This window comes from Paenibacillus sp. FSL R7-0026 (assembly GCF_038004485.1).
GTDB classification, from domain to species: Bacteria; Bacillota; Bacilli; order Paenibacillales; family Paenibacillaceae; genus Paenibacillus; species Paenibacillus xylanexedens_A.
Window position 1 is genome coordinate 1,095,332 of the sequence record NZ_JBBORG010000001.1, and the last position, 14,467, is coordinate 1,109,798.

Sequence of the window (14,467 nt, forward strand, 5' to 3'; positions counted from 1 at the left end):
TATCCCTGATGAAAAGGCATGCAGTATTACTTGCGATTCTGATCGGTGCTTTTTCGCTGGTACTGACCAACAGTGCATTTAACCTGCTGCTACCTTATTTTGTGCAATATTATCAGATTTCTACGACAGCAGGAGGGTGGATCATAGCGCTATACATGCTCGCCATGACGTTAACAATGCCGCTGGCTTCCCTAATCGTGGACCGACTGGGGCGTAAGCAGACGTATATGCTGGGCATCAGTATCTATGGACTGTTCTCGGCAGCAGGTGCGTTGTTTTATCAGTCTATTGAGGTACTGCTACTGGTCCGTTTCATGCATGGGGTTGCTGCGGGGCTGATGATTCCGTTATCACTTGTGTTGCTGTTTGATGTATACGGACCGGAGGTAAGGGGGCGAATTACTGGAGCGTGGGGCTTGCTGCTTATGCTGGCTCCGGCTGCCGGACCAACACTGGGTGGTTTCATTATTCAGTATGGACGGCTTGAAATGTTGTTTTGGCTCAATGTGCCACTGGCTATATTCTCGTTCATCGGGTGCGGTCGAGTCATTCAGACCTATATCCCTGCTCGTAGGAAAAAATGGCATCCATCCAGTGTCATGATGCTAATCTGCGCTGTAGGTGCCCTTAGTCTGGGGGTACAGTTGTACGCAAGTCCTGTCGTGGCAGCATGGGTACCATGGATGCTGATTGCGATCGGTGTGGTGCTGCTTATTCGGTTCGTCCAGACCGAGAACGATCGCAAGGAACCACTGATCCGGTACCAGTTGCTGCGGCGTAATGCCGTCTTTCCGCTGACTGTATTGATCTCGACTATTCAGGATTGTGTCATGTTTGGCGTGATCTTTGCATTGCCACTATTGTTCCAGGACGTCTTCCACCTGTCACCGGCCCTGTCCGGTGCACTGTTCATTCCCTTATCGATCTGTACAAGTCTGTTCATGTGGATTGGCGGCAGCTTACTGGATCGTGGTCGGTCCATGCATTTTATCGCATGGGGCACATTGTTGGTGTCCATATCGATCTTGTCGTTTGCAGTTCTGCCCCTGGGAGCGTCAATCTGGATCATCGGTATACTCATGGCGTGTCGAGGAATCGGCGTTGGTCTGTCAGGCATGAGCATTTCTGCGATTGGTCTGCAAGCATTACCGGACGAAGACATGCACGAAGGGTCGGTGTTATCAACCACGATTGAGCGTCTGGCTTCTTCGTTTGCGGTGATGGGCTTGACCCTGTATTACGATATGCGTTGGCAATGGCTTGCCGGGGCAGGAACGTCCATGGAGATGGCAAAATGGGGAGCGCTCAAAGAAATCTGTATCGGACTTGGCTGCGCCATACTGCTTACACTTCCCCTGGTCTTACTTATAACCCGAAAGAAGGTTGGCATCATTGTTCGAGATGGAAAACAAGCTCCGGTCTGAAGCTGAGCAGCAGGCCCATGAACATTCGTGCAAACTGCTGCTGAACTGTTACATCCGTGAGCTTGCGCTAGAGAAGGAAAGCGATATTCGGATCAATCCGAACACGCTGACGTACGCTGTTAATTTTCAAGCCAGTAGGGTGAAGGTGACAGGACACTTGTCTTATTACTCTGCCATAGGGGAGCATGAATACCTCAGCATGGAATCTGGCGGGGAAGCGGTGCATTATAGCGACCTGGTACGTTGGATCACATCTGAGCTAAGCGGGAATGGGGAACAGGGAGCGAGTTCGGATCAACATGGAGTGAAGAAAAGTGCGATGGAAATGAAGAGTTCACTTGAGCTGGAGAATGTACATCCATGGGGTGAGAATGCGAATCGCGTCGAGGCGGCGTATGCCAGAGATTTTGCACAAAAGGTAGATAACAGTGTGGGTAACCTTACCTTGTATATCGAACAAGCGGCCGGTCTCGACATCCACGACTATCGCACATCGGAACAGTCACTGTTGTATGGTCATCCGTTCCATCCGTTTCCGAAAAACTCCAAAGGCTTCAGCGAGCAGGATGTACAGAAGTACAGTCCGGAGTTACGGACATCATTTCAACTCTGTTATATCGCCGTGAGGCAGGATGTCTACATGCAGGAATGGGTGGATGACGAGGCGGCAATGGATTTGCCTGATCTCCTGCGGAGCCATGTAGAGCCTATTTTAAAAGAAAAGAGTGGTATGTATGGGCTGCTGCCCGTCCATCCATGGCAATATGCGTACATATCACGGTTGACAGAGATACAGCACTATTTTCGAGATGAAAAATTAATCCTGCTTGGCAGTGCGGGGCCTACCGTCTACCCAACCTCTTCGGTCCGTACAGTTTATGTTCCCGAATGGAACTGCAATATCAAGCTGTCCCTGAACATGCAGATTACCAACATGATTCGCACCAATAGTGCTGAGCAGATGCGCAGAACACTGGATGCCTCCAAGTACGTCAGGCAGCATGACTGCTTCGGTGCTGATGAACCGAACACGCATATTGCGTATGAGACAGGTGTAGCGACTTGTGCTTTTGAAGATGAAGAGTTAACCAGTCTGTTTACGATAGCTTATCGGCCCATTGAGTTTGATGTCGAGAATACGTATGTCTTATCCAGTCTGGTTGAAGCACCGCTTCCTGGGATGCGGTCGAGACTGATGACCATGCTGGGTGGAGGACGTGACATTGCTGAGCGTTGGCTGGATCGTTATCTGCAATGTTCTCTGCTACCGATTGTACGGTCTGCGGGAGAGAAAGGCATTCATTTTGAAGCTCATTTGCAGAATACTCTTGTGACCTTAAAGGATGGGTTGCCAGTGGATTTTATCGTCCGCGATCTGGAAGGGGTCAGTGTGGATGAGGAACTTATAAGTGAGCGGGATCGTGCTGCGTCCGATTTATTATTTTATTCGCGAGAGAAAGCCTGGGCGCGGACATCGTACTATTTTATCGTCAATCATCTGGGCTCTCTGATTCATGCGATGGCGCGAGATGTGAACGTATCCGAGGAGCATTTCTGGAAGCAGGTACGTGAGGTACTTGTAGATGAACTGGAGCGAACGGGCAATGCATATGTGCAACATCTGCTGACAACGGATGCTTTTCTGGCCAAACAAAACTTGGTGAGTTGTCTAAGAGGGATCAGCCAGACCCCGGCCTACGTGCCGGTGAGCAATGTAATGAAACGAATGGGGAGTGAAATGCGTGGGAGTCGTGGGATACAGGGCTGAATCAGGCGGCAAGACAGAAGCAGTCTACGTGGTTGTACAGGAACGGATCATGCGGCAGACACTGGAGGCGATGTGGTTCGAAGGCATTCTGGACAGTCATGTAAGTGGGAGCGAATGGCGAACCGAGGGACTTACATCTTCCGGTCATTCTGTGGCGTACACGTGTGAAGCGGAGCGGAAGTTTTCATTTGGCCGGGTGAAGGTGAAGAAGGGTTCGATCCAAAGAGAAGGCGTACCTTGCACCAATCTGGATCTGTTTTTGGAGGAAATCGTACTGAACGCGTTGAAGGGTGCAAATGTCACGGCTTTTATCCAGGAACTGCTCGAAACGATGGCAAAGGACAGCCAGTGCCAAGCTATATTGCCCTTGAACATTCCGAATGAAGATCGGCATTATGATGCGCTTGAAAGTCACATGACCGACGGTCATCTGTATCATCCGAGTTATAAGTCGAGGTTGGGATTTTCTTTGAAAGACAATCTGGCCTATGGCCCAGAATTTAACTCGAAGGTTTCATTAGTCTGGGTTGCTGTGAAAAAAGAATTTGCTCAGACCGCTGTATCTGCAGGGTATAGCTCTGAAAAACTGGTGGGGCAACAACTGACCGCAGAGGATATGCAGCGATTTGAACAGATCCTGCAACAACAAGGTCTTACGGACCCGGGTGAGAACGTCAACGCATATGCGGCGAGTACAGATCAGTTTGGAAGTAGTGCCGAGGTTGGTGAAATAACAGCTGTTCAAGATAGCTTAATAGGCTCTAGCGTTGGCAGCAAAGACAGCAAGGTGGATGGGGAAATAGGTTCTAAGGCGGGTGATCGATATGTGTTCATTCCGGTTCATCCATGGCAGTGGGAGCACCAGTTGGAATCGGTATTTGCCCGTCAGCGTATAGATGGAGATATCGTATATCTTGGTCCATCGTCTTCGCCCTATCGTGCGCAGCAGTCGATTCGTTCGCTGTCGAATCGGGTGAATCCGGAAGCCCCTTACATCAAGCTGGCCCTTAGCATCACCAACACGTCGAGCACACGTATTCTGGCACAGCATACGACCCAGAACGCACCGCTGATCAGCGATTGGCTGGATGAACTTGTTCGTGAAGATGAGCTGTTGCAGCAGGCGCAGTTTGGCATTTTAAAAGAAATCATGGGATTGTCGTTCCGTTATGAGCAGTTGCCTGCAACCCAGTATGGACGTGCCTACGGTACACTCGGTGCCATCTGGCGGGAGAATGTATCGGTTCATCTTAAGGAAGGCGAGACCGCATGGCCTCTGAATGCATTGATGTTGGTGCAGCCGGATGGTGTTCCATTTATCCAAGATGCTGTAGAGCGACATGGTGTGGAAAAGTGGAGTGAGGCCCTTGTTCGCACAGTTACACTGCCGATTATTCATTTGCTCTATGCACACGGGATTGCGCTGGAATCTCATGCCCAGAATATTATTTTGGTACTGGAAGATGATCTGCCGAAACGAATCATTATCAAGGATCTGCATGATGGCGTTCGCTATGTACCAGATCAACTGTTGCACCCGGAACAGGCACCGAAGCTGAACCCCGAGCCGGAAACCCACCGCAAGTTCAATCGATATTCCTTCATCTATGCCGGAGATGTGTCGGAAGTCCGGGACTATACGTATGATGCATTCTTCTTTATCTGCATGACAGATATTGCGCTGGCTTTGGAGAAGTTTGGTTTGTCAGAGGAAGCGTTCTGGCAGCTGTGCGCAGGTGTAATTGTAGATTATCAGCGAGAGCACCCGGAGTATACGAAACGGTTTGTGGCATTTGACCTTTTGGCCGAAGATGCACTGATCGAAGAGATGACCAAGCGCCGTCTGTATGGGGATGGAGAGTTATATTTCCGCAAAGCGAGCAATCCGCTCAAGATATCAAAGGATGCACTTGAATCAAAGAGAACACCCGAATTAAAGGGAATCGTCGAATGAGGATTAACACGCTGAAGGAAAAAATTGCACGCAAACAGCCTGTTTATGGCCTTTTTGTATCGATCCCGCACCCGGTCATTATTGAGATGATCGGACATGCGGAATATGATTTTGTCATTATTGATCTGGAACATGCCGCAACATCGATGGAATCGGTGGAAGAGTTGGTCCGTGCGGCGGAACTGGTCGGCCTAACCCCGCTGGTACGTATCTCGAAAGTGGAGCGAGCGGAGATTCTTAAAGTGCTGGACTGTGGCGCACAAGGTATCGTCATTCCGCATGTCGAGCAACTGGAGCAGGTGGAAGAAGCGGCTCGCCACGCCTACTATCATCCGGTTGGCATGCGAAGCTTGAATAGTGGTCGTCCCGGTGTATTCGGGAAATATCCGCTTACGGGATACATTGGGGAAGCTAATGAACAGGTGATGGTAGTCCCCATGATCGAAAGTGTAGAGGGCGTGCGGCAAAGTGCACAGATTCTATCTCACCCTCAGGTGAGTTTTGTATTGGAAGGGGCAGCGGATCTGTCGCAATCTCTCGGTGTGCCATGGCAGACGGAGCACCCGGATGTGAGGCGTGCGCTGGATGAATTGCATGCTACCGCCCAGCAGTGCGGAGTACCTTATGCAACGGTTACCAGAGGTGTGGATGATATGTCGCTCTGGGCTGAACGGGGAGTACATATATACGTGCTGGGTGATGATCGGAATACGGCGTTTCGGGCGTATGCCCAAAAACGGAATGACTACAGGAATGCGGGTGGGCAGATATGAAACCAAGTGTATGGCAGGCGATTGATGAACTGCAACGCGGAATGGAAGAACCGGTATGTGCGTATGTATACGATCTGGCTGGCATTCAGGAGCAAGTACGTCAGATGTTGGGCAGCATGCCCCGAAACACACAGTTGTTCTACGCCATTAAGGCGAATCCTGATCCGCGAATCATTGAGGCGTTGCTTCCATTGGTGAAGGGCTTTGAAGTGGCTTCGATTGGAGAGCTACTCAAGGTTAGAGCGGTAAGTCGCGAGGTTCCGATTCTGTTTGGAGGTCCGGGTAAAAAGGAGAGCGAACTGAGACTAGCGATGGAACATGGCGTGAGTTACATCCATGTGGAGAGTCTGCTGGAGCTGCGGCGGATCATTGCGATTGCGAAAGAGAGAGCGATGGATCAGGAGCAGGGGAGCAGGCAGAAGCAAGAATGGGAGCAGAAACCGGGACATGAGCCGAAACACAAACAACAACAGGAGCAAGCGCAGGAGGTTCGCATACTGCTCCGAATCAATCTGCGAAGCAGTACGTTACCTCGGACGAAGATTGTTATGGGCGGTGGGCCGAGTCCTTTTGGAATCGATGAAGAGGCGGTGGAAGAAGCCATCGAACTCATTCGTGTGGAAGGCGCGGGTGTGGTTCGGTTAAGCGGGTTCCATTTTCACTCCTTGTCCAACAATATGGATGCCAGGCTGCATGCCGAGATGATCGAGCTGTATTTGCAAAAGGTGGAGCAGTGGCAGCAGCAGTATGATCTTCCTGTGGAAGTGGTGAATGCAGGAGGTGGGTTCGGTGTTACGTATGATGGCAGCCCCGGATTCGACTGGCCCTTGTTCACTTCCCTGCTGGAGCAAAGTGAAGCCAGAGAGCGCCTTGCTTCACGCGGAGGTCAGCTGTATTTTGAATCGGGTCGACTACTGGTGGCAGACCATGGGTACTACGCAGCAGAAGTTACGGATATCAAAACCTCTCATGATCAGTATTTTGCCGTGTTAAGAGGAGGTACGCACCACAATCGTCTGCCTGCTTCATGGGGGCATAACCACCCGTTCCAGATTATGGAGACGGACCGTTGGAAGCATTCATTTGCCCGGCCAGAGGTAAGAGGTCGTCGAGTCCATATCGTAGGTGAGCTATGCACACCCAAGGATCGCATGCATTCTGATGCGGAGGTAGCACTGCTGCGCGTGGGAGATATTGTTTTGTTTGAAAAGTCTGGGGCTTATTGCTGGACCATCTCGCATCATGATTTTCTGGGGCATCCGCACCCGGCATTCCATTATCTAACGGAGGACAATAATCATGTCAACACTGATGAAACGTTTCAGTCTGCAAGCCGCTGAACGCCGGATTATGGCGGATCTGATGAATTCATTTTTGTCGGAGCAATTACTCCCACTGGAGGATCACCCATTCATTGATTTTGCCGAAGCACCTGCACCGTTCCGTCGATTGTACAAGGGATATGACAGCGAAGGCATGAAAGACAAGGGAAGAACAGCATTAGCAACTTTAGATAATGGGATCGAGACTGGCATCAGGGTGGACGAGCTAGCGGAAACAAATGATTCCGACAAGACAAGTGAGGAAAAGGGCAGCGAGCATAATCAGAATGTAGCTTCTCGCTATAGATTGCACACTCAAGGTGTACTGTGTCTGGTTGAAGCAGGAGTAAGACAGGGGACTCAGTGGGTTCAGGGTTCACCGATCTACGAGGAGAAAACTGATGGAAGCTGGGTTCTCCTTGATACTCCGGCAGAAGTTGGACGTGCAATGTTACAGAGGGCTTTGTTGGATAAGGCCTATGCGCAGCCTGGGGTGGCGGAATTCCTGGTTAGTCTGGACATTGCTGTGGAGCAGTATGCTTTGGGCTGGGAACAAGTCCAGTATCTGTCCGCTAACGTCCCGGCTTCTGCGTATGAATGGTTTATCAAAGGTGAACGTGTTGCGGCATTGCGGGATCGTCCATTTCACCCTTCGTCCAAAGCCAAGGTGGGATTCAATGCAGAAGATGTAACACGGTATGCAGCAGAATTCGGGAAGGCGATTTCGCTGCGCTGGGTGGCTATACGGCTGGATGCCATGCAGCAAGGTTGTGAAGATGGGCTGTCCATTTTGGACGTGTTAGACGATGTTCAGCGCGGAGTGGTAGAAGCCGAGTTTGCCAAAAAAGGGATCACGTTGAACGAATATCTGCCGATGCCTGTTCACCCGTGGCAATTGGAACATGTGATTCTGCCTCGCTTCACGGGAGAGATCGAAGAAGGCAGCATTGTCGTATTGGACGTAGAAGTGGGCGACGTACAGGCAACATCCTCTCTACGCTCGATGGCTCCATCAACTGAATCCACCTTAATGCTCAAGCTACCGGTTAGCGTCCTGTCTCTGGGGGCTGCTCGCTATCTTCCGGTGGTCAAGCTTCTGAATGGTCTTGCTGGTGAACGGATGCTACGACAGGCCGTTGCTTGTGACGAGACGTTGAAGGACAAGGTGTATATGTGTGAAGAGCAGAACTGGTGGGGCTTCATGCCAGAATCCATGGGACTGTTCGATGATCATCCACGCCATCTGGCTGCACAGATTCGTGTGTATCCCGCTGAATTGCTGAATGAAGCCTACAAAGTCATTCCAATGGCCGCATTGGGTGTGAATCTGGAAGGGCATCATCTATTAACGGAAATTCTGGGGGATAACCTGAGCAGCACGGATGTTCTCGAGTTTTATACCAGCATAGCTACGACGTTTTATGATATCGTGATGCGCCTGTTCAAGGTGGGTGTTGTACCTGAGATTCATGGTCAGAACTGCTGTCTGGTGTTGAAGGATAATGAGGTAAAAGGTCTCTTGTTCCGCGATCATGATTCCGTGCGTTTGCATCAGCCTTATCTGGACAAACATGGCATTGCAGACCCTGCCTATCATATTCGTCCAGGCTACTCGAACAGCCTGTATAACGAGACGATTCAGAAACTGATCTTCTATGTACAGTCTTTGGGGACGCAGGTGAATCTGGCTGCGATCATGGAGGCACTTAGCGAGGTGTATCAAATCCCGGAAACGAAGTTATGGGAGATCACGGAGCAGGCTTGGAAGGAAGCGTTGCAACAAGTGCAGCTTCCCGAATCCGACCGGGCCGCGCTCGCTCATGCGATATTCGAGAGCAAGGAGTGGCCCGTGAAGTTAGTTGTCCGTCCGCTGCTTGAAGCGGATGGGGTGCCTGGCGCGATGCCATCGGGCAAAGGCATAGGGTGGAACCCTTTTTACAAGGGATAGAATGCAGAAGGTGACCCGGTTGACGGGTTGCCTTTTTGGTTTGTTGTCATCGAAAGTTACAGTGCTTGGAGGGAATAAAACGTTCATCATTATGGCTAAAAAATCTTATGAAAAGGAGTTACAGGAAAGAGACTGATGATATAATCGGGTTATGTGTTATAGTCATACTTGTGTATTACCGAAAAGGTTTTCGGAAGAAGAGACATCTACTGTTGTAACCGCAATCATAATTTACTTCAAGAAAGTGAGAAACTAACATGAATCAGAAGAGGCTTTTTAATGATGGATGGCAATTTGCGAAAAGTAAGCTGGATGTTACGGAACCTGCGGGTCTGGTGTATGAACCTGTGGAGCTTCCCCATGATTGGCTGATATATAATACGCTTGAACTGTATGAGGACAGCATTGGATGGTACCGCAAGACGTTCCATTACACGAAGGATGAGCAACAGCTTCTGCTTTGTTTTGATGGCGTATACATGGACTCTTCGGTGTATGTGAACGGGCAGCTGGTTGGGGAGTGGAAGTATGGATATTCTGCTTTTGAACATGAGATCACGAATGCACTGGTGGAAGGCGACAATGAGATTGTGGTCAAAGTAGTGCATCAGAGCCCGAACAGCAGATGGTATTCCGGGGCCGGAATCTATCGCCATGTGTGGCTGAACACGAGAGACCGCAACCATATTGTTACGGATGGGATCTATGTATCTATTAATCAGCATCCGAATGGCTGGCAGGTGGAAGTAGATACGGAACTGAACCTGGAACAGAATCAGAACGCAGAGTTGGTGCATACGATCCGGAATGAAGGTCAGGTGGTGGCATCGACGAAGACGAATGTTACGGCTTCGCTGGGTGAGAATGCGGTCGCATTGGCAGATAGCCAACAGATCATTGTGGAGAGTCCAAACCTGTGGAGCCCGGATGCACCGCATCTGTATGAACTGGTGACTGAGTTGCGATTGATCTCGGAAGATCGGACAGTTGAATCGGTATCACAGCGCATTGGATTCCGGGATATCAAACTTGATGCCAATGAAGGGTTCCACCTGAACGGAGTTAAGATGAAGCTGAACGGCGTGTGTGAACACCATGATCTCGGGGCACTGGGAGCTGCTTTTAACCTGACGGCACTACGCAGAAGATTTGTTTTGCTCAAAGAAATGGGCGTTAACGCCATCCGCACCGCGCATAATATGCCTGCCAAAGAGTTCATGGAACTTGCAGATGAGATGGGTATGCTGGTTGTGTCTGAAGCCTTTGATATGTGGGAACGTGCGAAAACGCCATACGATTATGCGAGATTTTTCCCGGAGTGGGTGCATACGGATGTGAAGAGTTGGGTGAAGCGCGACCGTAACCATGCCAGTCTGATCATGTGGAGTATCGGGAACGAAATTTACGATACCCATGCGGATGAGCGTGGACAGGAAGTAACTCGCATGTTAATGGACTATGTGCTGGAATTTGATCCAAAAGGTAATGCTGGCGTGACGATTGGTTCGAACTATATGCCTTGGGAAAATGCACAAAAATGCGCGGATATCGTGAAGCTGGCAGGTTACAACTACGCGGAAAAATATTACGACAAACATCATGAAGAACATCCGGACTGGATTATCTATGGTAGTGAGACGTCTTCTGTGGTGCAGAGTCGTGGCATTTATCACTTCCCGTTCGAACAGCCGATTCTGGCAGATGACGACGAGCAGTGCTCGGCTTTGGGTAACAGTACGACGAGCTGGGGCGCGAAGTCGGCAGAATACTGCATTTTGGCAGAGCGGGATACGCCGTATTCACTGGGTCAGTTCCTGTGGACCGGATTCGATTATATTGGAGAACCGACACCGTATCATACGAAGAATTCGTATTTTGGACAGTTGGATACGGCAACGTTTCCGAAAGACTCTTATTATATCTACCAAGCGGCTTGGACGGATTATAAGAAAAGTCCGATGGTTCACCTGTTCCCTTACTGGGATTTCAGCCCGGGTCAGATTATTGATGTACGCGTGTGCAGCAACGCACCGAAGATTGAGTTGCAACTCAACGGTAAAACCATTGGCACGTACGATATCGATCATGCCAACGGAACACAGCTATCCGGCTGGTGGAAAGTGCCGTACGAAGAGGGCGAGCTGAAAGCGATCGCTTACGATGAGAAGGGCCAGATCATTGCGACTGATGTGCAAAGATCCTATACGGATGCGAAGAAAATTCGTCTGCAAGCGGATCGGGCGCAGTTGCAAGCGAATGGAACGGATCTTATTTTTGTAGAAATTGATGTGGAAGATGAAGCGGGTAATCCCGTTCACAATGCGAACAACCGCGTGCAAGTTCAGGTGACGGGTGCAGGACGATTGCTGGGTCTGGATAACGGAGATAGCACGGACTATGATCCATACAAAGGGTTGAGTAGAAGACTATTCAGCGGCAAACTGATGGCGATCATCGGAGCGACAAATGAACCTGGAACGGTTCGGATTGAAGTTTCTTCCGAAGGGTTGGAAGGGGCTATGGCTGAGTTCGAATCGCAGGTTGTGGACGCTGAACTTGAAGTGAGCAGTGTAGTTAATAATCAAACGCAAGCTGTTTTCATGCAAAATGAACAACGTCCAGTCCTGACGGGGCGTGCTCAGGAGATTCCTTTGCGGAAAATCGAGATCATCAGTACTGCAGGACAGTTGCTCGATCCGTCCAACCCGGAGTTAATTGTAACCACCAAGCTGTATCCAGAGAACACTTCCTATCGCGACATCGAGTGGGCTGTTGTAAATGATGCTGGAATCGAGTCCAACATTGCCAAAGTGGAAGCTGTTCAAGCAGAAACAGGCGACAACGGTGAGCATCAACATGCGGTGAAGGTATCGGCTATAGGTGACGGGGAGTTCCGGCTTCGCGCAACCAGTACCAATGGTACGGATAAAACGAAACTCATCTCCCAGCTGGAGTTCAAGGCGGACGGTCTCGGTACAGCTTACAAAGATCCATACGGCTTCATCACGGGCGGACTGTACGATTACACCAAAGGTGAGGTTGGTAACGGCAACGAACGTGGGGTGGCGACAAGTCGCGACGGAGAGACGCATGTAGGCTTCCGTAATATTGACTTCGGACCATACGGCTCCGATACGATTACCATTCCGATCTTTACGTTGTCCACGGAGGAGTATTTCATTCAGATCTGGGAAGGTATGCCGGATGAAGAGGGAAGCACGATGATCGCGGATGTGGTGTATGACAAAGAGTCCATTTGGAATGTGTACCAGGAAGAGACCTACCAATTGTCCAAACGTCTTAGCGGAATTACATCGATCTGTTTTGTACTGAAACAGAAGATTCATATTAAAGGTTTCTCCTTCGAGCGCCAGAGTCGTGCCTTTGAACAGAACGCTGCTGCATGCTGTGATCACATCTACGGAGATACGTTTAAAATTGAGGGTGATCGTGTAGAAGGTATCGGGAACAATGTATCGCTGGAGTTTGAAAACATGGACTTTACGGCAGAAGGCACATCAAAGCTCGTGATCTACGGTCATTCACCAATTGATAAAAATACGATTCATATTCGCTTTGCAGGTGCGGACGGCCAGAGCAACCAACTGGTTGAGTTCACCCAGTCAGGTGGATATGAGGAGCGGGTGTTTGAGCTTGAACGCGTGACAGGTGAGCAGAAAGTAAGCTTTATTTTCCTGCCAGGCAGTCAGTTTGACTTTGGCTGGTTCCGATTCGAGAAATAAATGTGATGGAAATATAAACCCCTTCAAGCAGGCATCGGTTCATGGGAACGTGAATCTGAATCGCTTGCGTGAAGGGTTTTTCTTGTTCTTGTATGTAGGTGTGAGAGAAAACATCAATGAGACTGCTCTGCTTCAACTGAAAGATCTAAGTGATGACCTATTCTGCTATAGATGTACAACTTAATATCCGTGTCTTGTAATGCAAGCAGGTTTATCGTTTTATCACTATTTCTGTTGATAGATGTTTCCATAGGTTCACTTACTTCATCTACATACATTTTCACATATACCGTGTGGTTGCTGTTGTTTCCAATTGATATGTTGGCATGTGTCCCGTTCGAAGCAACCATTGTGAAGCTGCCGTTGTATGAGGAACGACCTTCATGTTGAGTTGGGGCAATGAGCAGAACAGATGTAGATGTTGGGAAGGAGCGCTCCATTTCATGGGCTAATCCCTTTGACTGCCGTTCGTTCGTTGAAGCTAGAGTCGCTGTATCGGCCGAATGGGTGGATATGAGTACAGATAGAGCCAGTGCTACACCGAGCATTGTTTTTAACGTCATTAAATTAACCTCCTGCTGAATGATAAATCATTAAAATTTTCGTTCCTGTTTATACATTTCTATGATTCTAAACGTTCGGGACAACGAGGGAGTTACATAAAAATGACAAATTAAGCATAATCATGCAACAAAGGATAATATTGAACCGTTTCATACATGAGGTGATGGAATGAGAAAAAGTATGCTTATCCTATCGTTAGCTTTAATGCTGTTAACTGCTTGTGAAGCAAATGATCCAACAACGAATGCTTCCGGAATTACGCAAGTTTTTCCAGAAATTATTGAGCCCCATAATCCAGAGCAAGCGGAGCAAAGCGGGGATGTGGTTGTGCTTCATGGAGGCATACGGAACGAAGATAAGTGGAACACATTTATGAAAAATGTGGAGAAAAAACAGCAGGATCAGGTTCGTGTAACGATGTATACCATTGAAGGTGGGCCCATTATCCAAGAATTGATCTATGATGGTACAGCTATTCAATCGACTTACGATAACTCAAGGGATGCCTATGGCTCCAAACAGGGAATGAAGACCGACACCTGCAAAGGGATCGGGACAATGAAGAGTGAGCAGGGACATATTTTTTACGTGTTAACCGGGTGTGAGAAGGAAGAGAACCCCTTCTGGATGCCTAAGCTTTAAATGAACCTTCGGGCCCTGGTATATACGATTGGCAATACCGGCATAGGCTAACTGTTCTCCATCGGTAAAATGATGGGTTCGGTCTACCTGAGCCGGCGATGTTCATGGCTCAGGCATATGGGGTGGAGCTTGCCATTACCCAGGTGCTGGTACTGCTCGATGTACTGATGCTGACCTCCAAAGGCGCTGCCGGAGTTACCGATTCCGGCTTCGTATCGTTGCGTGCAACGTTGAATAAGATTAATTTTGAGACAATCGGCTCCTTGAGATTGCTTTTTACAATATTTGTTTGTTATGCTTAACTACATAGAATTGCATAGTAGGTGGTG

10 protein-coding genes are annotated in these 14,467 nt (G+C 49.1%); 9 read left to right on the top strand and 1 reads right to left on the bottom strand.

Features of this window, described 5'->3' with window-relative positions:
- Positions 1 to 8: 8 nt before the first annotated feature.
- The 7 genes from MKY44_RS04890 to MKY44_RS04920 all read left to right on the top strand — a co-directional run bounded on the left by MKY44_RS04890 (position 9) and on the right by MKY44_RS04920 (position 12,932).
- Positions 9 to 1,424, top strand: a complete 1,416-nt coding sequence (locus MKY44_RS04890; RefSeq protein WP_341006226.1) for an MFS transporter — start codon at positions 9 to 11, stop codon at positions 1,422 to 1,424.
- Complete coding sequence (locus MKY44_RS04895; RefSeq protein ID WP_341009782.1) at positions 1,402 to 3,192, top strand: IucA/IucC family protein; 1,791 nt, start codon at positions 1,402 to 1,404, stop codon at positions 3,190 to 3,192. Before MKY44_RS04890 ends, MKY44_RS04895 begins: the two co-directional genes overlap by 23 nt.
- Entirely contained in the window at positions 3,167 to 5,146 is a 1,980-nt protein-coding gene (locus MKY44_RS04900; RefSeq protein ID WP_341006227.1) for an IucA/IucC family protein, read from the top strand. The genes MKY44_RS04895 and MKY44_RS04900 overlap by 26 nt, the downstream gene beginning before the upstream one ends.
- Positions 5,143 to 5,919 carry an HpcH/HpaI aldolase family protein gene (locus MKY44_RS04905; RefSeq protein ID WP_341006228.1) on the top strand — a complete coding sequence of 259 codons (777 nt, stop codon included), beginning with the start codon at positions 5,143 to 5,145 and terminating at the stop codon, positions 5,917 to 5,919. Before MKY44_RS04900 ends, MKY44_RS04905 begins: the two co-directional genes overlap by 4 nt.
- On the top strand, positions 5,916 to 7,259 hold the full coding sequence (locus tag MKY44_RS04910; protein WP_341006229.1) for a type III PLP-dependent enzyme: 1,344 nt from the start codon (positions 5,916 to 5,918) through the stop codon (positions 7,257 to 7,259). The genes MKY44_RS04905 and MKY44_RS04910 overlap by 4 nt, the downstream gene beginning before the upstream one ends.
- Positions 7,219 to 9,189 carry an IucA/IucC family protein gene (locus MKY44_RS04915; protein ID WP_341006230.1) on the top strand — a complete coding sequence of 657 codons (1,971 nt, stop codon included), beginning with the start codon at positions 7,219 to 7,221 and terminating at the stop codon, positions 9,187 to 9,189. Before MKY44_RS04910 ends, MKY44_RS04915 begins: the two co-directional genes overlap by 41 nt.
- Before the next feature lie 257 nt (positions 9,190 to 9,446).
- On the top strand, positions 9,447 to 12,932 hold the full coding sequence (locus MKY44_RS04920) for a glycoside hydrolase family 2 TIM barrel-domain containing protein (protein ID WP_341006232.1): 3,486 nt from the start codon (positions 9,447 to 9,449) through the stop codon (positions 12,930 to 12,932).
- 113 nt (positions 12,933 to 13,045) lie between these two features.
- Here the strand turns inward: MKY44_RS04920 and MKY44_RS04925 are convergent, their stop codons facing one another.
- Entirely contained in the window at positions 13,046 to 13,495 is a 450-nt protein-coding gene (locus tag MKY44_RS04925; protein WP_341006234.1) for a hypothetical protein, read from the bottom strand.
- Between the two features lie 169 nt (positions 13,496 to 13,664).
- Here MKY44_RS04925 and MKY44_RS04930 point away from each other — a divergent pair, with 169 nt between their 5' ends.
- Both MKY44_RS04930 and MKY44_RS04935 read left to right on the top strand, forming a co-directional pair.
- A complete protein-coding gene (locus MKY44_RS04930) occupies positions 13,665 to 14,138 on the top strand; it encodes a DUF4362 domain-containing protein (RefSeq protein WP_341006236.1) in 474 nt (157 codons plus the stop codon).
- A 104-nt stretch (positions 14,139 to 14,242) separates the two neighbouring features.
- Positions 14,243 to 14,440 carry a cation:dicarboxylate symporter family transporter gene (locus tag MKY44_RS04935; protein WP_445670635.1) on the top strand — a complete coding sequence of 66 codons (198 nt, stop codon included), beginning with the start codon at positions 14,243 to 14,245 and terminating at the stop codon, positions 14,438 to 14,440.
- Positions 14,441 to 14,467 lie beyond the last annotated feature (27 nt).

Bases quoted from the DNA above. Each gene is read 5' to 3' on its own strand.
- MKY44_RS04890 (WP_341006226.1), top strand. From the start codon at position 9: ATGAAAAGGCATGCAGTATTACTTGCGATTCTGATCGGTGCTTTTTCG.
- MKY44_RS04895 (WP_341009782.1), top strand. From the start codon at position 1,402: ATGGAAAACAAGCTCCGGTCTGAAGCTGAGCAGCAGGCCCATGAACAT.
- MKY44_RS04905 (WP_341006228.1), top strand. From the start codon at position 5,143: ATGAGGATTAACACGCTGAAGGAAAAAATTGCACGCAAACAGCCTGTT.
- MKY44_RS04910 (WP_341006229.1), top strand. From the start codon at position 5,916: ATGAAACCAAGTGTATGGCAGGCGATTGATGAACTGCAACGCGGAATG.
- MKY44_RS04915 (WP_341006230.1), top strand. From the start codon at position 7,219: ATGTCAACACTGATGAAACGTTTCAGTCTGCAAGCCGCTGAACGCCGG.
- MKY44_RS04920 (WP_341006232.1), top strand. From the start codon at position 9,447: ATGAATCAGAAGAGGCTTTTTAATGATGGATGGCAATTTGCGAAAAGT.
- MKY44_RS04925 (WP_341006234.1), bottom strand. From the start codon at position 13,495: ATGACGTTAAAAACAATGCTCGGTGTAGCACTGGCTCTATCTGTACTC.
- MKY44_RS04930 (WP_341006236.1), top strand. From the start codon at position 13,665: ATGAGAAAAAGTATGCTTATCCTATCGTTAGCTTTAATGCTGTTAACT.
- MKY44_RS04935 (WP_445670635.1), top strand. From the start codon at position 14,243: ATGGCTCAGGCATATGGGGTGGAGCTTGCCATTACCCAGGTGCTGGTA.